Annotated in this window: 21 protein-coding genes; 19 read left to right on the top strand and 2 right to left on the bottom strand. The window is 35.8% G+C overall.

What is annotated here, in order from left to right; translation table 11 throughout:
• Nucleotides 1-87: 87 nt before the first annotated feature.
• The gene (gene pncB, locus GYM75_RS02580; RefSeq protein WP_220216621.1) at nt 88-1,281 is read right to left on the bottom strand and encodes a nicotinate phosphoribosyltransferase; all 1,194 of its coding nucleotides are present in this window, start codon (nt 1,279-1,281) and stop codon (nt 88-90) included.
• Between the two features lie 252 nt (nt 1,282-1,533).
• On the opposite strand from pncB, the gene pepN reads away from it, so the two are divergent.
• Together pepN and GYM75_RS02570 are read left to right on the top strand one after the other, a co-directional pair.
• Nucleotides 1,534-4,170: an aminopeptidase N gene (pepN, locus tag GYM75_RS02575; RefSeq protein ID WP_220216620.1), complete on the top strand. Its 2,637-nt coding sequence runs from the start codon at nt 1,534-1,536 to the stop codon at nt 4,168-4,170.
• Between the two features lie 137 nt (nt 4,171-4,307).
• Nucleotides 4,308-4,637, top strand: coding sequence for a rhodanese-like domain-containing protein (locus GYM75_RS02570; protein WP_370632153.1), 330 nt, complete (start codon nt 4,308-4,310; stop codon nt 4,635-4,637).
• A gap of 33 nt (nt 4,638-4,670) precedes the next feature.
• Here GYM75_RS02570 and GYM75_RS02565 read toward each other — a convergent pair whose 3' ends face one another.
• Nucleotides 4,671-5,519, bottom strand: a complete 849-nt coding sequence (locus tag GYM75_RS02565; protein ID WP_220216618.1) for a MetQ/NlpA family ABC transporter substrate-binding protein — start codon at nt 5,517-5,519, stop codon at nt 4,671-4,673.
• Between the two features lie 182 nt (nt 5,520-5,701).
• On the opposite strand from GYM75_RS02565, the gene GYM75_RS02560 reads away from it, so the two are divergent.
• The 17 genes from GYM75_RS02560 (at nt 5,702) to GYM75_RS02480 (ending at nt 24,400) form a co-directional block, all read left to right on the top strand.
• Complete coding sequence (locus tag GYM75_RS02560; RefSeq protein ID WP_220216617.1) at nt 5,702-6,841, top strand: amidohydrolase; 1,140 nt, start codon at nt 5,702-5,704, stop codon at nt 6,839-6,841.
• A gap of 10 nt (nt 6,842-6,851) precedes the next feature.
• Nucleotides 6,852-7,895 (top strand): methionine ABC transporter ATP-binding protein, encoded by a 1,044-nt coding sequence (locus GYM75_RS02555; RefSeq protein WP_220216616.1) that lies wholly within the window; start codon nt 6,852-6,854, stop codon nt 7,893-7,895.
• Nucleotides 7,896-8,594, top strand: coding sequence for a methionine ABC transporter permease (locus GYM75_RS02550; protein WP_220216615.1), 699 nt, complete (start codon nt 7,896-7,898; stop codon nt 8,592-8,594). It abuts the gene before it with no gap.
• 273 nt (nt 8,595-8,867) lie between these two features.
• Nucleotides 8,868-9,683 carry a phospholipid ABC transporter ATP-binding protein MlaF gene (mlaF, locus tag GYM75_RS02545; RefSeq protein WP_220216614.1) on the top strand — a complete coding sequence of 272 codons (816 nt, stop codon included), beginning with the start codon at nt 8,868-8,870 and terminating at the stop codon, nt 9,681-9,683.
• Nucleotides 9,683-10,462 carry a lipid asymmetry maintenance ABC transporter permease subunit MlaE gene (gene mlaE / locus GYM75_RS02540; protein ID WP_220216613.1) on the top strand — a complete coding sequence of 260 codons (780 nt, stop codon included), beginning with the start codon at nt 9,683-9,685 and terminating at the stop codon, nt 10,460-10,462. Before mlaF ends, mlaE begins: the two co-directional genes overlap by 1 nt.
• A gap of 11 nt (nt 10,463-10,473) precedes the next feature.
• Nucleotides 10,474-11,058: an outer membrane lipid asymmetry maintenance protein MlaD gene (gene mlaD, locus GYM75_RS02535; RefSeq protein ID WP_220216612.1), complete on the top strand. Its 585-nt coding sequence runs from the start codon at nt 10,474-10,476 to the stop codon at nt 11,056-11,058.
• 9 nt (nt 11,059-11,067) lie between these two features.
• The gene (mlaC, locus tag GYM75_RS02530) at nt 11,068-11,712 is read left to right on the top strand and encodes a phospholipid-binding protein MlaC (protein ID WP_220216611.1); all 645 of its coding nucleotides are present in this window, start codon (nt 11,068-11,070) and stop codon (nt 11,710-11,712) included.
• Nucleotides 11,713-11,718: 6 nt separating this feature from the next.
• Nucleotides 11,719-11,991 (top strand): hypothetical protein, encoded by a 273-nt coding sequence (locus GYM75_RS02525; RefSeq protein WP_220216610.1) that lies wholly within the window; start codon nt 11,719-11,721, stop codon nt 11,989-11,991.
• An 85-nt stretch (nt 11,992-12,076) separates the two neighbouring features.
• Complete coding sequence (locus GYM75_RS02520; RefSeq protein ID WP_220216609.1) at nt 12,077-12,334, top strand: BolA family protein; 258 nt, start codon at nt 12,077-12,079, stop codon at nt 12,332-12,334.
• A 92-nt stretch (nt 12,335-12,426) separates the two neighbouring features.
• Nucleotides 12,427-14,454: an oligopeptidase A gene (gene prlC / locus GYM75_RS02515; RefSeq protein ID WP_220216608.1), complete on the top strand. Its 2,028-nt coding sequence runs from the start codon at nt 12,427-12,429 to the stop codon at nt 14,452-14,454.
• Nucleotides 14,441-15,178 carry a class I SAM-dependent methyltransferase gene (locus tag GYM75_RS02510; RefSeq protein ID WP_220216607.1) on the top strand — a complete coding sequence of 246 codons (738 nt, stop codon included), beginning with the start codon at nt 14,441-14,443 and terminating at the stop codon, nt 15,176-15,178. Before prlC ends, GYM75_RS02510 begins: the two co-directional genes overlap by 14 nt.
• 14 nt (nt 15,179-15,192) lie before the next feature.
• Nucleotides 15,193-15,882 (top strand): 16S rRNA pseudouridine(516) synthase RsuA, encoded by a 690-nt coding sequence (gene rsuA, locus GYM75_RS02505; RefSeq protein ID WP_220216606.1) that lies wholly within the window; start codon nt 15,193-15,195, stop codon nt 15,880-15,882.
• A 126-nt stretch (nt 15,883-16,008) separates the two neighbouring features.
• Nucleotides 16,009-17,256: a Bcr/CflA family multidrug efflux MFS transporter gene (locus tag GYM75_RS02500; protein ID WP_220216605.1), complete on the top strand. Its 1,248-nt coding sequence runs from the start codon at nt 16,009-16,011 to the stop codon at nt 17,254-17,256.
• Complete coding sequence (locus GYM75_RS02495; protein WP_220216604.1) at nt 17,253-17,774, top strand: gamma carbonic anhydrase family protein; 522 nt, start codon at nt 17,253-17,255, stop codon at nt 17,772-17,774. The genes GYM75_RS02500 and GYM75_RS02495 overlap by 4 nt, the downstream gene beginning before the upstream one ends.
• 102 nt (nt 17,775-17,876) lie before the next feature.
• A complete protein-coding gene (locus GYM75_RS12350) occupies nt 17,877-20,843 on the top strand; it encodes a DNA translocase FtsK 4TM domain-containing protein (RefSeq protein ID WP_220216603.1) in 2,967 nt (988 codons plus the stop codon).
• A gap of 125 nt (nt 20,844-20,968) precedes the next feature.
• Nucleotides 20,969-21,853, top strand: a complete 885-nt coding sequence (gene citG, locus GYM75_RS02485) for a triphosphoribosyl-dephospho-CoA synthase CitG (protein ID WP_220216602.1) — start codon at nt 20,969-20,971, stop codon at nt 21,851-21,853.
• A 102-nt stretch (nt 21,854-21,955) separates the two neighbouring features.
• Entirely contained in the window at nt 21,956-24,400 is a 2,445-nt protein-coding gene (locus GYM75_RS02480; RefSeq protein WP_220216601.1) for an autotransporter outer membrane beta-barrel domain-containing protein, read from the top strand.
• Nucleotides 24,401-24,521 lie beyond the last annotated feature (121 nt).

The raw sequence follows: 24,521 nt of genomic DNA, 5'->3' as shown, positions 1-24,521 counted from the left end.
TTACCTAACTTTAGTCTCAGTTGGCATTAAATTAAATTTCTAAATAAAACATTTATAATTTGATTCACGTTTTTTATAAAAATAAGTTTAATGATTAACGTTAAACGTTCTTTTTAATTCATTAATAAAAGCTAAATCTTGCGATATTGTTTTACCTGGACTGTCTGACAATTTTGCAACAGACTGATTATTGCATTGCGTCAATTTTAATACGATATTTAAGGCTTTGGTATTTGCTTCAGTAGACGGAATATCACACGCCAAAAAGCCCCCGATACCAAAAGACAATTTTACTCGATGATGAAAATGTTGATAAATCTTTATCGCTTTGTCAAAAGTTAAACTATCGGAAAATACTAACATTTTTGTTTTAGGATCAATCCCTAATTGTTGGTAATGGGCCATCGCCTTTTCACCCCATTCAATCGAATCACCCGAATCATGGCGTAATCCTTGATAGTGATTAGCAAAGTAAGTATCAAAATCACGCAAAAATGCGTCCATGGTAATACAGTCTGTTAGGGCTACCCCCAAATCTTGAGGATATTCCTCTAACCAAACTTTAAGCGCTGTTTTTTGACAATCTTGCAAAGTTGGAGTTAATCGCTGATGAGCTTGAAACCATTCATGTGCTTGAGTACCAACAGGGGTAAGCCCTAGTCGATAAGCCAGTAAATAGTTACTGGTACTATGAAAATTGTCAAAATGGTTTTTTAGGTAATCGACAACAGCAGATTGTACGGCAAATGAGTAACGCCTTCGGGTTCCAAAATCCATTAAATTAAAGCCCGACATATCCATATTTGCAGTTTGCTCGTTAAATCTTGTCAATTTATTTTTGAGTTGGGCTATAGCTTCCGACACGCCAATATTAGGAGAACGATCTCTATGTGCTATTTCGCTAATAACTGCCAGTAATGGGACTTCCCATAAAATTACATCCAACCACTTTCCTTCAATTCTTATATCAAGCCTTCCTTCTCGATTAGTTATCGTCAATAATTGACTATTAAAACGCCAATTCTTGAGCCAGTTTAAATAATCAGTTTTAAAAAAGGAGATGCCAGATAGATATTGAAATTCATCATCGGAAAGCGTTAATGATTCCATTAATTTGACTTGATGTTTTATTTCATCAGCATATTGACCTAATAAATCATCACTTCTACAACGAAACTCCGCAACAACGGTGGTATCTGGGTAATGATGAAAAACGGCTTGCTGCATATGCAACTTATAAGCATCAGTATCTAAGATTGATGTAATTATAGCTGGTAACATGTCTTTTTGTTGTTAATACTCTAAAAAAATTCTAGAGATTATAGCAGAATAATATTGAAGATATAGATTAAATATATAATAACCTATCTTCATTAGGCTATAATATTAATAACAAACCAGATTAATATAGTATAACCTAACTATACTCAAAAGAATTAATTAAACATCACCAATAACGATAAGTGCAGTTGTGAAAATCATGCAATATTTATCGAATTTTAATTATTTATAAAAATAAAAGGCACAATAACTATGACAACGAATAATACCAAAACACAACCAACTGCAAAGTATCGACTGGACTATAAAGCACCCGATTTTACCATTACGGATATCGATCTTGATTTTAACTTATCCGCAGAAATCACAACAGTCACGGCTCGTAGTCATATTATACAAAAAAATGCTAAAGCCTCAGACTTAGTTTTAGATGGAGAAGACTTAACATTAATCGCTATCAATATCGATGAACAGCCTTGGCAGGATTATCACATTACCGACTCAGGCATTATTATCCACAATGTTCCATCAGATGAATTTACACTAACCATCGTCAATGAAATAAAACCAATTGATAACACTGCACTAGAAGGATTGTATGTTTCTGGAGAAGCACTTTGTACACAATGTGAAGCTGAAGGATTTCGTCATATCACATACTATTTAGATAGACCCGATGTTTTAGCGCGTTTTTCAACTCGTATTACCGCCAATAAACAACAATACCCATATCTGCTTTCTAATGGTAACCGCATTGCACAAGGGGAACTTTCAGACGGTCGTCATTGGGTACAATGGCAAGATCCATTTCCTAAACCCGCCTACTTGTTTGCATTGGTTGCCGGAGATTTTGATATTCTTAAAGATCAGTTTATAACTCGTTCAAACCGTAAAGTTGATCTGGAGATTTATGTTGATAAAGGCAATTTAGATCGTTCACATTGGGCAATGACCAGTTTAAAAAATGCTATGCGCTGGGATGAAACACGTTTTGGATTAGAATATGACTTAGATATTTTCATGATTGTTGCCGTTGACTTTTTTAATATGGGTGCTATGGAAAATAAAGGTCTAAATATTTTCAACTCAAAATATGTCCTTGCCAAACCAGAAACGGCCACTGACGATGATTATTTGGGTATTGAAGGTGTAATTGGTCATGAATACTTTCATAATTGGACAGGCAATCGTGTTACTTGTCGTGATTGGTTTCAACTTAGCTTAAAAGAAGGTTTGACGGTTTTTCGTGATCAAGAGTTCAGCGCGGATATGGGCTCTAGAGCCGTTAAGCGAATTGATGATGTTAAAATCTTGCGTAGTGTCCAATTTGCTGAAGATGCAAGTCCGATGTCTCATCCTATTCGTCCTGATCAAGTCATAGAAATGAATAATTTCTATACGGTGACTGTGTACGAAAAAGGGGCTGAAGTGATACGAATGATGCATACCTTGTTAGGCGAAGATAAGTTTCAAGCTGGCATGAAACGCTATTTTGAACGTCATGACGGAAGTGCAGCAACTTGCGATGACTTTGTCGCTGCTATGCAAGATGCTTCAGGCATTGATTTAACACAATTCAAATTATGGTACAGCCAATCAGGTACACCAGAATTAACCATTACAGATAGCTATGATGAAAAAAGCAAACACTATTATTTAACTATCGAACAAAACACGCCTGCAACCTTAGATCAAGCTGAAAAGAAAGCTTTGCATATACCTGTTGATATTGAATTATATCAACATAACGGCGAAATCATTAAACTTGAGCATAACCAACTGCCAATTCATCACGTTTTAAATTTAACACAAGCAAAACAACAATTTGTTTTCGATAACGTGAATGAAAAACCGATTATTTCATTATTACGTGATTTTTCTGCACCGGTAAAAATGACCTATGATTATCAAGATAGTGATTTGATTTTTTTGATGCAACATGCAACCAATGCTTTTAGTCGTTATGATGCTGCGCAAATGCTATTAATTAAATATATTCGGGCAAATGTTAAGAATTATCAAGATAATCGACAACTAAACCTTCCTGATTCAGTTATCGATGCATTTAGAGCAATATTATTATCCGAATCAACAGATCCCTCTCTTATTGCCCAAATCATCACTTTACCTTCGGAAAATGAACTAGCCAATTTATTTAGTGTCGTTGACCCAATAGCCATCTATCAAGTCCGCCTGTTTTTATTAACGTGTTTCGGTAATGCACTTTATGATGAATTAACCGCAGTTTACCGTCACAATAAAATCGAAAATTATCTTATTAAACATGAAGATATTGCTAAGCGCTCATTAAAAAATGCCTGTTTGATGCTTTTAGCCCATGCCGATGAGAAATCACAAGCAAATCATCTGGTTCATCAACAATATTATCAAGCAGATAATATGACAGATACCATCGCTGCATTAACAGTTGCTGTTAAAGCTCAGCTTGATTGTCATCAAGAACTTTTAGCCGATTTTGATAATAAATGGCATCAAGACGGATTAGTGATGGATAAGTGGTTAGCTTTGAATGCATCGAGTCCAGAAAAAAATGCACTTTCAACGGTGAAAAAACTTTTAACTCATCGATCCTTTTCGCTCAGTAATCCCAATCGGATTCGCGCTTTAATCGGTGCTTTTGTTAATAACAATCCTGTAGCTTTCCATGCAACTGATGGGAGTGGATATCGATTTTTAGTCGAAATATTAATGGAATTAAATCAAAAAAATCCGCAGGTTGCTGCAAGATTGATCGATCCATTAATAAGATTAAAACGTTATGACCAACAATGTCAGCAACAAATGCGTCAAGCACTTGAAACCTTATTAAAACTGGATCATTTATCAAAAGATTTATATGAAAAAATTAGCAAAGCTTTAGCTGCATAATACTCAACACATCATCCTGTTTTCCTCGAACGGGATGATGTTAAAATTATTTGAAACTTGATATGTTTTTGCTTTATATTCAGACACAAATAAAACATCAAACTTTTTAACATTACTTAACAGTATTAGAAATCATGATCAACATAAAATCTATTACACCGACAGAACTTGCAGAAAAATTAAATCAGAAACATCCTCTGTTTTTACTTGATGTACGAGAATCTAATGAAGTAGCAATATGCCACCTTGAAAATTCCATCCATATTCCAATGAATCTTATCCCACTTTATTTAGATAAAATACCCGATGAAATCGACATTGTACTTTACTGTCACCACGGAGTTCGGAGCCTTAATGTTGCCAATTATTTAGCTGAAAATGGTTTTGATACTGATTATCTTTATAATCTTAGTGGTGGGATTGATGCTTGGGCATTAACCGTTGATACGCAAATGACAAGATATTAAATGCCCGCCTTCACAACGGGCACATTTTGGATTTTATTCTTGTGGCATCACCCAATAACCATTTTGATTGTGAGCTTGCATATAATCCTTAAATTGTTGGGATTGATAAATACGTTTGACACCCTGCGCCCATTGACTGTTTTCGTTACCTTCATTCACCACAACCATAATTTCTAAATCGGGGACAATGGTTTCCAAAAGCAAAGCTTTGCTTGAATCAATGTTGGCCGAATAAACTATACTCCCCGGAATGACAGCAAAATCAAGCTCATTAAGAACTCTTGGAATATTTGCCGAATCCATTTCGATAATATCGATGCCCTCTAAATTTTCAGCGATATCATTTTTACTCGCTAAAATAGGATTCGTATTCTCTTTCAATTTAATCCATCCTGCTTTTTCAAGTAAATTATAAGAACGTGCAGCATTTGAAGCATCTTGAGGAATCGCCACTTTAGCCCCTGAAAAAACCTTATCTAATGATTGATACTTATTAGAGAAAATCGCCGCGGGTACCGATGGCACATGCACAACTGGCTTTAAATTAGCTTTGCGTTGGGCATTAAATACATTCATATAAGCAGTATGTTGTGCAACGGTTAAATCAATGCTTCCTTCACTCAATGCCACATCCGATTCTAATAAATGTGGAAAATTAACCAATTTAACTTTATATCCTTCTGATTCAAGAATAGGTTTTACCGCATCTCTAAAAAGATCATTATATGGACCGGGTGATACCCCCATACTAATCTCTTTTTTGGTTTGATTATTAGCTTGTTTTGAGGAATTATCACAAGCGCTCATTAAACATGCAGAACTAAATAAAACCACAATAGCAATATGTTGTAAGAATTTATGTTTGATAAAACCATTTTTCATTTGAGTTACCCTTTATCGGCTATCGACATTTGTTTTACTCTAGCACAGAAATAATGGTTTATTTATTCCAAGTTATTCTATCTTATAACTTTTTGGAATAAGATATAAAAAACGATTATTAGGTTGAAAAATTAAGCTGTGCTAACGTTAAAAACATCTCATAATCATTTTTTGGATTTATTATGCATCAGCCCATTGCACAAACTATTCATCAGCTTTTTGTTACATTACATCAACATCCTGAGCTTTCAAATCAAGAATTCGAAACGACTAAAATATTGAAAACGTATTTAGAAAAAGCAAACATTAAAATAATAGAATTAGGTGCTAAAACGGGAGTCATTGCCGAAATTGGAACAGGCTCCCCTATTCTGGCTTTACGAGCTGATATTGATGCGTTACCTATCCATGAACAAACAAATTGTGATTATCGTTCCCAAAATAAAAATGTTATGCACGCTTGTGGGCATGATGTACATGCATCAATTTTAATGGGAGCGGCTTATCTTTTAAAAGAACATGAAAAAGATTTAACAGGTACCATTCGTTTACTATTCCAACCTGCAGAAGAAAACTTTAGTGGAGCCCTACAATTTATTAAAATTGGGGCATTAAAAGGGGTAGATGCCATACTCGGTTTACACAACAACCCTAATTTAACCATTAATCAAATGGCATCACGAGCTGGCCCTTTTTCAGCTAATGTTGATCGCATTGAAATTACCATAACCGGTGTTGGAGCACATGCAGCAAGACCTGAATCGGGTATTGATCCGATTGTTATTGGTGCACAAATTGTAAACGCCATACAAACTATTTCAAGTCGTTCTGTAAGTGGTCTTGATGCTGTAATTGTCAGCATTACTAAATTTGAAGGTGGAAATACTTGGAACGTGATACCTGAAAAGGTTGAAATGGAAGGCACGGTAAGAACCCTCACGCCAAAAATAAGAACTAAAGTCAAACAGCAGCTAGCTTCGATTATTGAAAATATTGCTATTGCAATGGGCGCAAAAGCTGAATTAAAATGGTTTGAAGGCCCTCCTTCAATCATAAATGTAGAAAATTGGGTCGAGCTTGCAAAAAATATTGCAAGACAAGAAGGTTACGAAATCATTGATTTTCAGCCTCAATTAGGCGGTGAAGATTTTGCCCATTATCTACATCATGTACCGGGCGCATTTATTAACCTTGGTTCTCAAAGCCCTTATGCACTTCACCACCCTAAATTTCAAATTAATTCTGACATGATAACACCTGCTGCAAACTATTTAGCTAAACTTGCCAAGCAAGCACTTATTCAATTAGAACAAAGTAAATAGGGACGCAAGAATGATTAGATTTGAAAATGTATCCAAGCAATATGAGCGAAACGGCATCACCACTCAAGCCTTAGACAAGATCAACTTAACCATTGATAAAGGGGATATTTATGGCATCATTGGTTATAGCGGTGCAGGCAAAAGCACCTTAGTTCGTTTAATCAATTACCTTGAAAAACCGACACAAGGTCAAATCATTATACAAAATCAAATTTTGAATCAACTATCCGGTTCTGAGTTACGCCAAGTTAGGCGAAAGATCGGCATGATATTTCAGCACTTTAATTTACTTGAATCAAAAACCGTTTATGAAAATATTGCTATTCCTCTAATTTTAATTAAAAAAAATAAACAAATTATTAAACAAAAAGTAAGTGAATTATTAGAATTTGTTGGATTAAGTGATAAAGCAAATAGTTATCCTAAAGAGCTGTCTGGCGGACAAAAACAGCGAATCGGCATAGCAAGAGCATTAGCTAACGATCCGGATATTTTACTCTGTGATGAGGCGACTTCGGCACTTGATCCTCAAACTACACGAGCAATCTTAGATTTAATCAAAAAAATCAATGAAAAATACAAAATAACGGTAGTTTTAATCACTCACGAAATGCATGTTATTGAACAAATTTGCCATAAGGTTGCCGTAATGGAAAAAGGCAAAATTATAGAACATGGTAACGTACTGGATGTATTTGGACACCCACAACATCAAACAACTCGAAATTTTGTTAACTCCGTTATTAACAATCAAATTCCAAAGGGTGTAGTTGAAAATTTGTTAGAAGTAGAAGGTAAAAAAGACAATATTAAACTATTTAAACTTGAATTTTTAGGACGTTCAGCCTCAGAACCCGTTATCAATTCGCTTATTTTAAAACAAATTGTTGTAGTTAACATTTTATTTGCCCATATGTCAGAAATTGAAAAAACAGTTTTAGGCAGTATGTTTATTCAGTTAAAAGGTAACGATAGCAATATCCAAGAAGCTGTACAATTCCTTCGAAAACATGGCGTGCAAGTCACTGAAATAAACCACTGGGAGGAAAACTAAATGCAATTTTTCACAAATATCCTTGAATACTTCAAAACTAATTTATCAACAACGGTCACATTAGATCAATTTCTACAGGCATGCTACGAAACATTTTATATGGTGTTTTTCGCTTTAATATTGGGTTCCTTAATTGGTATTTCACTTGGTGTTTGTTTAGTGACAACTCGCCCAGGAGGATTACTTGAAAATAACCGAATATACCGGATCATCAATCCTATTATAAATTTAGTTCGTTCACTCCCTTTTATAATATTATTAGTGGCAATTGTCCCTTTTACTAAATTTATCGTTGGTAGTTCGATTGGTACAACAGCAGCTATCGTGCCTTTAACTTTTTATGTAGCGCCTTATATTGCTCGCCTAGTTGAAAATTCTTTACTGGAAGTAAACAGTGGCATTATTGAAGCCGCAGAATCAATGGGAGCAACACCAATTCAGATCATTTGGTATTTCATATTACCTGAAGCTTTCAGTTCATTGATCTTGACCTTAACTACTGCAACTATCGGTTTAATTGGAGCAACCGCAATGGCGGGTGCGGTTGGCGCAGGTGGAATTGGTGATTTAGCCATTTCATATGGTTATCAACGTTTTGATACCACTGTCACTTACATTTGTGTAATCATTTTGGTTATTGTCATTCAATGCGTACAAAGTACTGGAAATTTCCTAGCCCGCAAAGCTCGGCATGAATAAAAACAATTTTTAGATGTTTTATTTTATGCAATTAAAATATAATGTTAACTGAATTTATCATAACAACTTGAAATAATGGCTGTGCTATTTAAAAACAATCATCTTTTTTTATGAATTTAATCGATTAATATTCAGTAATTTTTAATTAAAAAATGCTTTTTATTTTAATTATTCTCATAATTCAAAGATTAACAATATATTAAATAGATTTCATTATTCTTCATTATCAAGTAAAATAACGTTAATTTTAATTAAGGTAGTGTAGGAATCATTGTGACTGACACATTACAAGAAAATTTGGTCGAAATTCACGATATGTCATTTTATCGAGGAACAAGACCAATTTATAAAAATATGAGTTTGAATGTTCCAAAAGGCAAAGTGACAGCGATTATGGGACCGTCGGGAATAGGTAAAACCACACTACTACGCTTGATTGGAGGTCAATTGAAACCGCAATCAGGTAGAATTTTTTTTGATGGTGAAAATATTCCTAGCATGTCTCGCTCCAGACTTTATGAAGTGCGTAAACGCATGAGTATGCTATTCCAATCTGGTGCATTGTTTACCGATCTTTCTGTTTTTGACAATGTAGCTTATCCAATTCGTGAACACCTCGATTTACCTGAACCTGTTTTACATAATTTAGTATTAATGAAATTACAATCAGTAGGACTTCGTGGAGCAGCTCATATGATGCCTTCAGAATTATCTGGCGGTATGGCAAGGCGAGCCGCTTTAGCCAGAGCAATAGCTCTTGACCCTGATTTAATCATGTTTGATGAACCTTTTGCCGGGCAAGACCCAATCTCTATGGGTGTCATTGTCAAATTAATCTCAGAAATCAATCAGTCGCTTGGATTAACCTGTATTGTTGTCAGCCATGATGTTAATGAAGTACTCAGTATTGCCGATTATGCTTATATTGTTGCTGAACAACACATTATTGCAGGCGGAACATCACAACAATTACGCGAAAATGACGACTTGCGTGTAAAACAATTTCTTGAAGGCTTAGCTGATGGACCGGTACCTTTTCATTATCCCGCAGATGATTATAAATTAGACCTAAGTCGAGGTATAAAATAATGTTTAATTTACTTGAAAAAATGGGAAAATGGTTAATTGACCTTATTGCTCTGATTGGTCGTTCAGGAATGATGCTATTTGGAGCGCTAATTGGTCGTCCACAATTTGCTAAGCAATTCCCGTTACTGGTCAAACAATTTTACTTTGTGGGTGTACAATCTTTAACGATTATTATCGTATCCGGACTTTTTATTGGTATGGTACTCGCTTTACAAGGTTATTTTATCTTGACCACTTTTGGTGCTGAAGCGAGTTTAGGTATGATGGTTGCTCTCGCTTTATTACGTGAGCTTGGTCCCGTTGTTGCCGGATTATTATTTGCTGGACGTGCCGGCTCTGCTTTAACGGCTGAAATAGGTTTGATGAAAGCGACAGAACAACTATCAAGCATGGAAATGATGGCAGTCGATCCATTACGACGTATTATTGCACCCCGTTTCTGGGCTGGATTTTTTTCTATGCCGTTTTTAACGGCTATTTTTGTCGCTGTCGGTATTTTAGGTGGTGTTTTAGTTGGTGTAGATTGGAAAGGCATTGATGCTGGATTTTTTTGGTCTTCAATTCAAAGTAATGTTGACTGGTGGCATGATTTAGGCAACTGTTTTGTCAAAAGTTTTGCCTTTGCAATTGCCAGCACTTGGATTGCTCTTTTTAATGGTTACGATTGCGTACCAACATCAGAAGGAATTAGTCGAGCAACTACTAACACAGTTGTTTATTCATCATTAGTTATTTTGGGGTTAGATTTTATTTTAACCGCATTAATGTTTAGTCATTGAGGTCATTAAACATGAGTCGTAAAGTCGAAATTACAGTTGGATTATTTATGGTACTAGTCATTTGCTCGGTACTTTTTTTATGTTTTCGCGTTACCGATCCTACATCTTTTACCAGCCACAATTCATATCGAGTATATGCCGTATTTGATAATATCGGCGGATTAAAAGTTAGATCACCAATTAAAATTGGTGGAGTAGTAATAGGAAGAATAAGCAATATTAGCCTAAACGCCTCAGGAAACGATGTTTATAAACCTTATGTAACAATGGATATCGATAGTCAATATAATAAAATTCCAAGTTCTAGTTCATTATCAATAAAAACTTCGGGGTTATTAGGGGAACAATTTATTGATATCAATTTTGGGCTAGATCAATCAACAGAGTTCGATATTGATTCATTAGATGCAACAGATACCACAACAACCACAGCTCATAAAAATAACAAACCACCTTATTTTCAAGAAGGGTTTGTCGTTAGTAATACAAAACCAGCAATGGTATTAGAAGACCTAATAGGTCAATTTCTTTATAGTATGGGTGATTCATCAAATAAGGAAAAGAATCAAAACTCACAAGATGTAAATGAAAAATAAGGAGTCATTATGTTAACCAAATTCAAGCAAACTATTTTTTTAGTATTCGCATTAGTATTTAGTGTTTCAGCCTTTGCTGAAAATAATCCCTATGACGAAATGAAAGTAGCAGCTGATAAAATTTTTAGCACCATAAAATCACAACAATCAACAATAAAAACAAATCCAAATAAGTTGAAAGATATAGTCAGATCAGATCTATTACCTTATGTACAAGTTAAATATGCTGGCGCACTAATTTTAGGTAACGTTTACAAAGAAGCAAGCATTGCCCAACGTACGGCCTATTTTGATGCTTTTGAAAACTACTTAGTTCAAGCTTTCGCACAAGCATTATCCATGTATAATGGTCAAACTTATCAAGTTGAAAAAGCGAAAGATCTTACTGGAAAAACATTAATTTCAATTCGTGTATTATTAAATCAACCAGACAAAGGTCAACAACCATTACGTATTGATTTTCAGTGGCGAAAAAATTCTGTAACAGGAGAGTGGAAAGCTTACGATTTAATTGCCGAAGGGGTAAGTATGATCACGACTAAGCAAAATGAGTGGTCAACAATTTTACGTCAAAATGGTATCGATGCATTAACTAAACAATTGAACGATCTTTCCAAACGTAATATTGATCCAAATGAAAAACCAAAAGGCTAATTAATCATGTCGCGAATAACAACCGAAAAGCAACAAGATATATTATACCTAAAGGGTGAGCTTGATGCTCACTCTTTAAATGATGTATGGTCAATACAAAATACATTATTAAAAGATGTAAAAAAAATTGATGTGGCACAACTTATTCGTGTTGACTCTTCGGGACTTGCCACATTAGTTTATTTCTGTAACAAATATTCCGTCACACTTGATAGCGTTAATCCGCAATTACAGACATTAATTGCACTCTATGATTTACAACCAGTTATACAGGAATAAATGACGCTTATCTTTATCAGAAAGACAAACTAAGATAATATTAATATATTCAACCCCAAAATCATTCAAAAAATGAGTTTCAACAATGGACAAACAGCAGATAATAGATAAATTAAAAAGTTCACTCGATCTCGAAGAAGTGCATGTCATGACTAATGATGGTAGTCATTTTCAGGTCATTGCTATTGGTGAATTATTTGCAGATCTAAGCAGAGTAAAAAAGCAACAAGCAATTTATGCCCCCTTAGCAGAATTTATTAATGACAATCGTATTCATGCTTTATCAATTAAAACCTATACTCCAACAGAATGGCAACGTGAGCGGAAATTAATGGGATTATAGTTATCCTATCCATTGTAATGATGGATTTATGGCTATTTCCATAATCTGATATTTAATAAAACAACAATATCATTGTACAAAGGTATCACAAAATGACAAACCCATTACTAATAGATGCACCACTCCCTTTATTTTCAAAAATTAAGCCTGAACATGTTTTACCTGCAATACAAGAGGCTTTAAAAAATTGTCGTCATACAATTGAAACCGTATTAACTAAAAATAGTCAATATACCTGGGATAATCTCATCCAGCCTATCGATGAAATGGATGAAAAATTTAGTCGAGCATGGTCTCCCGTTAGCCACCTTAATTCTGTAAAAAACAGCCCCGAACTGAGAGAGGCTTATGAAGCTTGTTTGCCATTATTATCAGAATACAGCACTTGGGTTGGACAGCATAAACCGCTTTATCAAGCCTACAAACAGATTAAAGAAAGTGAAGAGTATACCAAACTGACTAAAGCGCAAAAAAAGGTGATCGATAACGCATTACGTGACTTTGAGTTATCCGGAATCGGATTACCTGAAGATAAACAAAAGCGCTATGGTAAAATCGTTGCTAAACTTTCGGAACTCTCCTCCAAATATAGTAATAATGTTTTAGATGCGACCATGGGGTGGACTAAATTAATCACAAATTTAGATGATCTTTCAGGCATGCCAGAAAGTGCATTAGCCGCAGCTAAAGAGCAAGCCAAAGCCAAAGGTCAAGAAGGCTGGTTACTCACCCTTGATATCCCAAATTATTTACCTATTATGACTTACTGTGATAATCGTGATCTGCGTTTTGAGCTTTATCAAGCTTATAATACAAGAGCATCAGACCAAGGTCCCAACGCCGGTAAATGGGATAATACTGAAATAATAAAACAAATTTTATCATTGCGTGATGAGCTAGCACATTTATTAGGCTTTGAGACTTATGCCGATAAATCCTTGGCAACTAAAATGGCTGAATCTACACAGCAAGTCATCGAATTTTTAACTGATTTAGCAAGTAAGGCAAAACCGCAAGGCGAAAAAGAACTCGCCGACTTAAAACGTTATGCTTACGAATTTTTTGGCGCGAGTGATATTAAACCTTGGGACATAGCTTATTACAGTGAAAAACAAAAACAATATCTTTATACCATCAATGATGAAGAGTTGCGCCCTTATTTCCCAGAGCAAACTGTTATAAATGGTCTATTTGAAGTTGTTCATCGTGTATTTGGCATTACGGCAAAACAACGACAAGGGGTCGAAGTTTGGGATCCTGAAGTTAAATTTTATGACCTTTATAATACAGATGGTGAATTAAAAGGTAGCTTTTACCTTGACTTATATGCTCGTGAACATAAACGAGGCGGCGCATGGATGGATGATTGTATTGGTCGTATGCGTTTTGCTGGTGGTCACGTGCAAAAACCAGTTGCTTATTTAACCTGCAATTTTAACCGCCCTATTGGCGATAAACCTGCACTATTCACACATAATGAAGTCACAACGCTATTTCATGAGTTTGGACATGGACTTCATCATATGCTGACTGAAATTGATGTCTCTTCTGTTGCAGGAATCAATGGTGTGCCATGGGATGCAGTTGAATTACCAAGCCAATTTCTAGAAAACTGGTGCTGGGAACCCGAAGCATTAGCGTTTATTTCTGGACATTATGAAACAGGTGAACCTTTACCTGCTGAAATGCTTGAAAAAATGTTAGATGCTAAAAATTATCAAGCAGCGCTATTTATTTTACGTCAGTTAGAGTTTGGACTGTTTGATTTTAAACTTCACAGTCAAAAAGATCCTGATATTTTAGAAACATTAAAGCAAGTTCGAGAGTTAGTCGCTGTGGTACCAACTGTTGAATGGGGGCGATTCCCTCATGCCTTTAGCCATATCTTTGCTGGAGGTTATGCTGCGGGTTATTATAGTTACCTTTGGGCTGAAGTATTATCTGCTGACGCCTTTTCTCGTTTTGAAGAAGAAGGCATTTTCAATACGAAAACGGGAAATGCTTTCCTTGATAATATTTTATCGCAAGGTGGAAGCGATGAACCTATGACACTGTTCAAAAACTTCCGAGGTCGTGAACCCCAACTAGAGGCTTTACTTCGTCACTATGGTATCCACTAGTACTCATTCTGCTCAGCTAAGCCAATTAGCTGAGCAGTGGTTATCCACACATGCAGATCTTCCATTTGTCCTACTTAATCAACATGATCAGCTAGCGTTACAAAAAACAGATGAGCCTAAATTAGGTGCCATCTCTGTTGATTTTACCTCTGGCGCCATGGCACATCGCCGTCAATTTGGCGGAGGACGCGGTGAAGCGATAGCAAAAGCTGTTGGGATAAAAGGTGATTACTTACCTACCGTCGTGGATGCAACGGCTGGGCTTGGACGTGATGCATTCGTATTAGCGGCTGTAGGTTGTCATGTCACCATGTTTGAAAGACATCCTGTCGTTGCGGCTTTGTTAGACGATGGTCTGCAACGTGCCTATCAAGATCCCAATATTGGTAGTTGGCTACAGCAGCATTTACATCTTATCTATCATTCGAGTATTACTGGACTTGAGTCCTATCCAGAAAAACCAGATGTTGTCTACCTTGACCCGATGTTTCCACATCGTCAAAAAAGTGCGCTAGTCAAAAAAGAAATGCGTATTTTTCAACAATTGGTGGGGAGTGATAGTGATGCTGATAGTCTACTTGAACCGGCAAGGCGCTTAGCTAAAAAACGGGTTGTCGTAAAAAGACCGGATTCTGCATCTTTTCTAGCCAATGAAAAACCAACCGCAGAAATTAAAACCAAAAATCACCGATTTGATATATATACCCCTGTCAGTGCACTATAGGAATGATAAATATTATGCGATTAGATAAATTTCTCGCTCACCATTTAGGCATTAGCCGTACAATCGTCAATAAGGAATTAAAAGCCAAAAAAGTTACCGTCGATGGTGAGATCATAAAATCAGGGGCTTATCAACTTAGTCCAGAACAACTTGTCGAATACGATGGTTATGAAATCATCCCTATCACACAAAACCGCTACTTTATGTTGAATAAACCTCAAGGCTATGTCTGCTCGACGGATGATCCTGATCATCCAACAATTCTCTATTTTATTGATGAACCCATGTCTGAAAAACTTCATGCAGCGGGACGATTGGATCTTGATACGACTGGACTTGTGTTATTAACCGATGACGGTCAGTGGTCACATCGCATTACGTCACCTAAACACCATTGCGAAAAAGTTTATCAAGTGACGGTTGAACACCCATTAACCGATAATTTAATTGAAATATTTCACAATGGTATCCAGTTAAAAAGTGAAAAAACACTGACAAAACCCGCTAAACTCACAATCATCGATGAATATCATGCGGAGTTAGCCATTAGCGAAGGACGTTATCATCAAGTTAAACGGATGTTTGCGGCGGTAAACAATCATGTTACTGCCTTGCATCGCAAACAAATTGGCAATATTATTCTCGATGTTCCTGAAGGCGAATATCGTCCGCTTACGGAAGATGAGATTGAATCATTTTGTTAATAGCCAATATAAAACCGTCATTAACTGGTGAATTTAATGATCAAGCAAAATTAAACGTGCCATTATTATCAAAGAGTGACAAGTTAATAACTTATGAAAGCAAACAATCCATGAAGGAATCGCTACGTGCAGCCCTATGACAAACCAGTAGAGATCAACATCTCGAAAAAGGCACTTATTTTTATTCTTGGATTATTATCTATGTTAATGCCACTATCCATAGATATGTACTTACCAAGTATGCCAACCATCGCCGAAAATTTTCATGTTTCTGATGCAACTGTGCAGCTCACCATTAGTTGTTATTTATTAGGATTTTCATTCGGTCAACTCATATTTGGGCCTTTAACTGATAGCTATGGGCGTCGTTATGTCCTGATTTTTGGATTAATTATTTTCCTATTAGCTGCTGTAAGTTGTGGTATTGCTGCCAACATTCATCAATTGATTACAGCTCGATTTTTTCATGGTATAGCTGCTGCCACAACAGCTATCGTTGTGAATGCATTAATGAAAGACATTTATCGTGATCGTGATGAGTTTTCTAAAATGATGTCTTTTGTTATGTTAATCTCAAATGTCGCTCCGCTACTTGCGCCGATTATTGGCGGATTTGTACTATATTGGTTTAATTGGCAAGCCAATTTTTTTGCCCTTGGGTTAATTGCATTGTTGTGTTTGGTATTCGTTTTTACGGCTATTCCTGAAACATTAAGTCAATCCAAACGAGAGAAATTTAGTTTAACGCGCATTCTCAGTAATTTCATAACGTTATTTCGGCATAGACAAGTATTGACGTATATGATGATCGGCGCATTTTCAGGTGCTGGATTATTCTCTTTTCTTAGTTTAGGGCCATTTGTCTATATGAACTTGCATGGTGTCGAATCGATTCATTTTGGTTATTATTTTGCCCTCAATATTACCGTAATGATTATAATGAATACGATTAATAGCCGTTTTGTTCGCCGTGTCGGTTCAATCAAAATGATGCAATTTGGGCTTTTAATTCAATTTATCATGGCTATCGCACTTGCAGTGGTAACAATAACAGATTTAGGCTTTATCTACTTAGTTATCTGTGTAGCAGGTTATATTGGTTGTATATCAACGATTGGTGGAAACAGTATGGCGGTGGTGTTGGATTTCTATTCTCATATTGCAGGCACGGCATCTTCGCTGGCTGGCACACTTCGATTTGCGGTAGCGGGGGCTATTGGTGTAGTACTTTCTAGTTTAGTCTCTAATCATACGACAGCAACCGTCAATCATAATATGAGTGAATGGTTTATGGTTGGTTCAATGGTAATTTGTAATTTTACTGCCGTCATTTTATTTTTGAGCATAAAATTTTTTAGAAGGAATGAACAATGATCTATCAATTGGGTGATTTAAAACCACAAATTCATCAACGCTGTTTTATAGCTAATTCGGCGGATATCATTGGCAATGTAGTTTTAGAAGAAGGTGTTTCAATTTGGTTTAATGCCGTTTTACGAGGTGATATCGCTCCTATTCACATTGGCAAAAATAGCAATATACAAGATAATTCAACGATACATATTGAAACGAATATTCCGTGTATCGTGGGTGAAAACGTCACCGTTGGACATAACGTTATTCTTCATAGTTGTATCATTGAAAATAATGTTCTAATTGGCATGGGCAGTACCATATTGAATGGTGCTAAAATTGCCAAAAACTGTTTAGTTGGTGCTAATTCTCTTGTTACCCATAGTCTGCCCTATGAAGAAGGTTGTTTAATTCTTGGCTCACCAGCTAAAATTGTACGTAAATTAACTGAAGCCGAAATCGCAGCCAATATTGAAAATGCACAACATTATGTACAAAATGGCGAAAGATTCAATAAAACACTCTATCTTATCGATTAATCGTAGCCCAATAAATTGTGATTTAAACATATTCACTCTGTGAGATATTGCAATTTATGGTAAAATGCCAACCATTTACTGCGATATTTTTAAGGTACATGTTTGAAAAAGCAAAAAATCACAGGAAAACAGATAATAATTGAACTTATCCTACTTGCGATAATAGGATTATCTGTTTGCTTGTTTTTATCACTATCTACTTATAACTCATCGGATCCTGGTTGGTCACGTACGGCTTGGCATTACCCGATCAGTAATTTCGGCGGTTTGATTGGTGCTTATCTATCCGATATTTTGTTCCAATTTCTAGGCTATATTGCATTTAGTTTACCTGTCATCATTGCATTTATTTGCATACAGTTAGTTGGTTATTTTTATCGAAGTGCTAACGAACCAATAAATTATTTCAGTATCTCTTTTCGGATAATTGGCATTTTAGCCTTCGTTTTTAGTAGTACGGGTTTTTTTGCATTAAATATTAGTGATCCAAGCGAATTTGAAGCTGGTGGTTATCTTGGTTCAATCGTCATAGAAAATCTTTTACCTATGATGAATAACTTTGTCCTTTCTTTGATTCTTCTTGCTGTTTGTTTTGCATGTGTTACTTTATTAACGGGTCTATCTTGGCTTTACATAATTGAAAAACTTGGTGCTTTTATTATGTTTTTGCTTACCCCAATGAAATGGTTATTACTATCTCGTGGTGTCAATCACCTTAATCAAACAGATACTGAACATAGAACTCAAAAATTACCTAACGATCAAGAGCCCCAAATCACAATGTCAATCAATTCAAATAGTAGTCAATTAGATACTATGGATGATTTTCAAACAAATATTAACAGTGAAAATATTGAACCAACATCAGGAACAACCATTAATAAAACAACTGATAGTTCGATAGCATCTTTAGCCACTAACGATAATGAACAACTCATAAAAACAGCTGCTGAGCTACTACAAACACTGGAAACAACTTCGAAACAAACTCAACCATCCAACTTAAAATCTGGTAAAAAGAGTAGTACTGAACTTAATCAAAGTGATATCTTAGCTCGAATGGAACTGATTTTGAAAAATATCAATGAACAACAAAATCAAGACCAAATAATTCAAACTGTCGGTGAAGACACACTCACTAAAGAGCCTGCATTAACAGAACCTTTCGAAGAAGATAAATACACGATCACCGATGCGCCGAGCAAACCGTTATTTACCTTAACGCATAATGCGCACGAAGCTAATCCTGATAGTCCAATCATTGCAACACCCAATGAAGCAATGAGAGAAACATCATCTTTCGAAGAAATAGATACACCTTTTACTACAAAAGTTGAAACTCAGCATAATTTTGAGGTTGAAAACCAAGTAACACAACAACCTGAAGATGTCGATATAGACATTCTTAAACAAGAAAACCCAATTATAGATGACATTTATCCAGAAGAGGTAAGGCTAGAGGAGACTCAAGTACACACTTTAACTTTGCGTGATAATGACAGCGAAGAGGAAGAAAATGATGATGGAGAAAGTTTGATTCACCCATTATTAAGACGTGATGATAAACCACTACCAAAACCAACCACACCGCTACCGTCATTAAACTTACTTACTGCACCACCAACAGCACGCATTGAAGTGGATCATGCAGCCTTAAATGCGATGTCAGAATTGATCGAAAAAAGCCTTTCTGACTATCGAGTCAAAGCGAAAGTTGTCGATTATATGCCGGGGCCGGTTATTACTCGTTTTGAAATTGAACTTGCACCGGGTATCAAAGCTGCTCGTATTTCTACGCTAGATCGGGATTTGGCACGTTCGCTTTCAATGCCATCTGTACGTGTGGTAGAAGTCATTCCAGGCAAACCTTATGTTGGCATAGAGTTACCGAATAAAAATCGACAAACAGTCTACTTTAGAGAAGTTTTAGACAGCCCACAATTTAGAAATGCCCAATCGCCACTTACGGTTGTGTTAGGTAAAGATATCTCAGGGCAATCTGTGGTTGCCGATTTAGCAAAAATGCCACATTTATTGGTTGCTGGTACCACAGGGTCAGGTAAATCCGTTGGTGTCAATGCCATGATTTTAAGCATCTTATATAAATCATCGCCAGAAGATGTTCGCTTTATTATGATTGACCCTAAAATGCTTGAGCTGTCAATTTATGAAGGGATCCCGCATCTATTAACACAAGTCGTCACCGATATGAAAGACGCCGCTAACGCCCTTAATTGGTGTGTTAATGAGATGGAAAAGCGTTACCGACTTATGTCAGTTTTAGGTGTACGCAATATTGCCGGTTATAATGAAAAAATTAAACAAGCTGAAGAAATGGGTAGACCGATTCCCGATCCACTTTGGAAACCAACCGACAGTATGGATCTCAATATGCCGACATTGGAAAAATTACCTTATATTGTCGTCATGGTTGATGAGTTTGCCGATCTTATCATGGCGGTGGGTAAAAAAGTCGAAGAATTGATTGCAAGGCTTGCTCAAAAAGCACGGGCTGCTGGTATTCACCTTGTATTAGCCACGCAACGTCCATCCGTGGATGTAATTACAGGTTTAATCAAAGCCAACATCCCTACGCGTATCGCTTTTACGGTATCGAGTAAAATAGACTCACGCACTATTTTGGATCAAATGGGGGCTGAATCGTTACTTGGTATGGGGGATATGCTATATCTTGCGCCGAATAGTTCAATTCCGATCCGTGTTCATGGTGCGTTTGTCCGTGATGAAGAAGTCCATGCGGTCGTTCAAGATTGGAAAGCACGTGGTACGCCAAAATACATTGAAAATGTCACCGTAGCCACCGATGACGGCGAAAGCGGTAGTTCAGATGGTCTTGACGAAGAACTGGATCCCCTATTCGATCAGGTTGTAGAATTTGTTGTTGAAACTCGCCGAGCTTCAATTTCAAGCGTTCAACGAAAATTTAGAATTGGTTACAACCGAGCAGCAAGAATTGTGGAGCAAATGGAAGTTGAAGGCATAATCAGTGCGCCTAGCCACAATGGAAATCGTGAAGTACTTGCTACATCATCGCATAATGATTACTAGTTCTTTAATTACCAATCTATTTTTAAATAGATTGGTAATGTGACGGTTTAATTCATTCAGTTACCTTTTCTATCAATTTCAAAAAGATAAGCAAGTTTGACATTTCATATAGGTATGAATCAATAATGAACGATTATTCAAAGCAAGTGGCATTCATAGAATCAAAACTGATTAAAGATCAGCAATCTTTACCAGTACAATTTGCCATTAAAGCTCTAATCAGAGAGATATGCTTATCGCCCAAACCCGGGCTGGTTGATATGAATAATAACGGTGCGCACCGAGATATGAATTTTCAAACTTTTATTGCCAGTATTGAGGCAATATCATGTTGGTTTGAACCCTTCTATCAGTATGGAATAGATTCAGCAAATAAAGAACCTCATCTTTTTTTAACTGATATAAGACCTATCGGGATACAGTGTGAACAAGCGATGTACCATGCTACACATCAAATTAACACCCATAAAGGTGGGATTTTTGCTTTTGGTTTGCTACTTGGCGCTATCGGTAGATTAACGAAACAACAACGACAAATCAATATTCAAAGTATCAGCAATGAAGTGTCGACAATTTGCCAAGGCATTGTTGATCATGAGCTTAAACAAAATCATCAAATAAAATCTGTGGGTGAAAAGTTATTTAAACTACACAATCTATCTGGCGCACGAGGAGAAGCAGAATCCGGTTATGCAACAGCAAGAAATATCTCGCTCCCTATTTACAACCAGATGCAACAAAATGGTTATAGTGAAGAAGATTCACTATTACAAGCACTATTGTATTTGCTTGCTTATAATCAGGATACCAATTTGGTATCAAGAGGTGGGCTTGATGGTTTAAACTTTGTCAAACAACAAGCTAAGCAGATTATTTTGCAAGGTGGCATTACACACCCAGATGGCATTCAGCTATTCACTCAACTTGATAATAAGTTGATTGAACGTAATTTAAGTCCTGGTGGTTCTGCAGATCTTATTGCAATAACCTGGTTTTTGTCTCAATACTAGCAAAAAATGATATTGATCAAAAAAAATTAAAAATAATATTGATTATCATTACTAATAATATATTATTTCAGCCCCAAAGTATTAAATTAATTTAAAAAAACAATGAAATTGAAATCAATATCTTTATTAGTAATCAGTGCTTTTAGCGCCAATTATGTACAAGCTTACAATCATGATGTGACTACAGACATCGTCTTACCTTTCAACCAAATCGATGAACGTTATTTTTTAACAAATAGCAGCACTACACCTGTGAATATTATTGCAGAAAATGGTTTAACGATTAAAGATGATGCATCTTTCCATTTGGGTTTTAGTGGCAAAACAGCAACCGAATCCGCCTCAAATGCACAAGGTGACATTAACATGTTCATCAAAGGTAACTTTCAAATCTATAATGACACGTGGATTGGTAAATTTGATACTAAATTCTTCACCCAATATTTAGGATTACACAAGGATTTTCCTTTTGATCCTATAGAGCACGATATTAACGTTCATGTTTCAGGTGATATTAATGTTGAGTTAGGGGCAGATAAACAACGAGGTGGGTTAATGATTTTAGCCGGTAACGTTATGCGCACCGGTACAAATTCCACAGGAAAAACAACGGTTATTGTTGACGGTGATACGAATATTCGTAGTGGTGATAATCATCTAGCTGGCACCGCCTCTGCCCCTGCCAGACTAACCACCCGTACCTTTAATTTAACAGGAGGAGACATTGAAATTATTGGTGCAAAAACAGTTTTAGAAACGACAAATAAGGATTCAAATCGCTCTTCTGTTTTAATTGGTAAAACAGGCAAAATGATTGTCATGCGTGAAGGAACGGTTGATGTCAGCCGTGGTGGTAATTTTGATGTCGTAGATCAAGCCATATTGAGTGCAAGCCGTGGTAATGGTTTTATAAAACTTGCATCAGATGGTGAATTAAATGTTGGTAAAAATGCGACAATAGAATCGTCTAAAGGATCACTATCAATTAGTGATCAAACCAATAAGACATCTCAACTCAATATTGATGGTATCGTTAGCTTTGGTATTTCTGATACCAAACAGGTCAATGTAATACGCGGTGATAACATCAATCTTTCATCTAATGCCAAATTTTCAGCAACAGATGACTTTATCAAAAATGGATTGAAATATACGACAACCGATATAAATGCGACAGTTTTAGCCGCAGAGAATAAATTAAGTATCCACCCTATTCAAAACGGTCAACTAAAACCACTTATTCAAAATATTTATGGGGACTTGAACTTCAAGCAATCGGGGAATGAACTTGTATTTGTCAATGCGAGTAATGTCACCAATTTCGATGATGCAAAAAATGCAAAAAATGCGGCTAAACGCCAAATCTCACGTTATTATCAACAATCAGGTACTTCATCAAAAAATGTCGCTAAACGCTTTACTGATAATTTAGTGAAAGTCGCTTATGAATCAATGTATAACACAAACAATAATGAAATGTTAAGTAAAACTAATACCAAAGCTGGGGAATTAAATTGGCAAATACTCAGCAATATGGCACGTGGTAATTTAGCCATTGAATCAAAAGGAACGACCCTATTTTTTAATCAAAATATCGCTGGGCTTTATAATAATAATCATGGTTTACATTTAACTGAAATCGCAATGAATTCACTGAATGATACCAAAGCCATTTTAGATAAACGAGTTCACCAATTTCATCTAAACCAAGGTGAAGAAAATAATTTATGGGTTAACCTGACTCACCATTATGAAAATACCGATAATAATCAGGGCATTTCTGGATATAAATACACTTCTAATGGGTTTATGCTCGGGTTTGATAAAGAAGTTATCGATAATCTTTTAGTGGGTAGTGCCATTGGTTATTCCACTGGTAAGTATAAGGATAAAGCGGCTTCATCAAATGATTCTGATATCCATCAATATCAAATTCAGTTATACACCAGTTATAAATTTCCTAATAATATACTGGGATCAACGTTCGCAGGTTATTCCTTTGGAAAAAATGATTTAAAAACTCACGATAGTTTTAATACTATTAAGGAAAAATTTAATAATAGAACGTGGAATTTTGGTGGTGCTGTTGGTTATCATTGGCAAAATACCGAAGAATTTGCAATGATTCCAAGTATTGGTTTAACTTATATTCATACCGAAAATAGTGCTCACAATGTTAGCTATAATCAAATCAACTTGGTTAAATATGGTCAAGCGACAAATTCTGCGGTATTGATGCCACTTGATTTGACCACAACATATTCTTTCTTCAAAAATAAGGATAGTCAATTAACTTTAACGGGTCAAACCGGCTATACTTTTAATTTTAGTCGCAACAAATTTGATAGTGATATTACTCTTAATGGTATCAATGGTTTATCTAAAATGCGTAGCTATTCATCAAACAGGACTAAAAATCAATATAATTTAGGGGCTGGAATCAATTATCAATATCAGTTGATAAATTTAAATCTTGATTATCAGTACTTTGGTCAAAGTAAAAAGAATAGTCGTTATATAACAGCAGGTGCTAAGATAGATTTTTAAAAAATTCAAATTTAATTGTATTAACGTTCGCAATATAAAACTATGGTGGTAAAATGTATCACCTTAGTTTTATACTAAATAATATCTTTCTAATCGTTCTCAATATTCAGTGTCATTTGTA

It is taken from the genome of Gilliamella sp. ESL0441 (genome assembly GCF_019469185.1).
Lineage (GTDB): Bacteria > Pseudomonadota > Gammaproteobacteria > Enterobacterales > Orbaceae > Gilliamella.
This window is presented reverse-complemented; position numbering and strand designations above follow the sequence as displayed.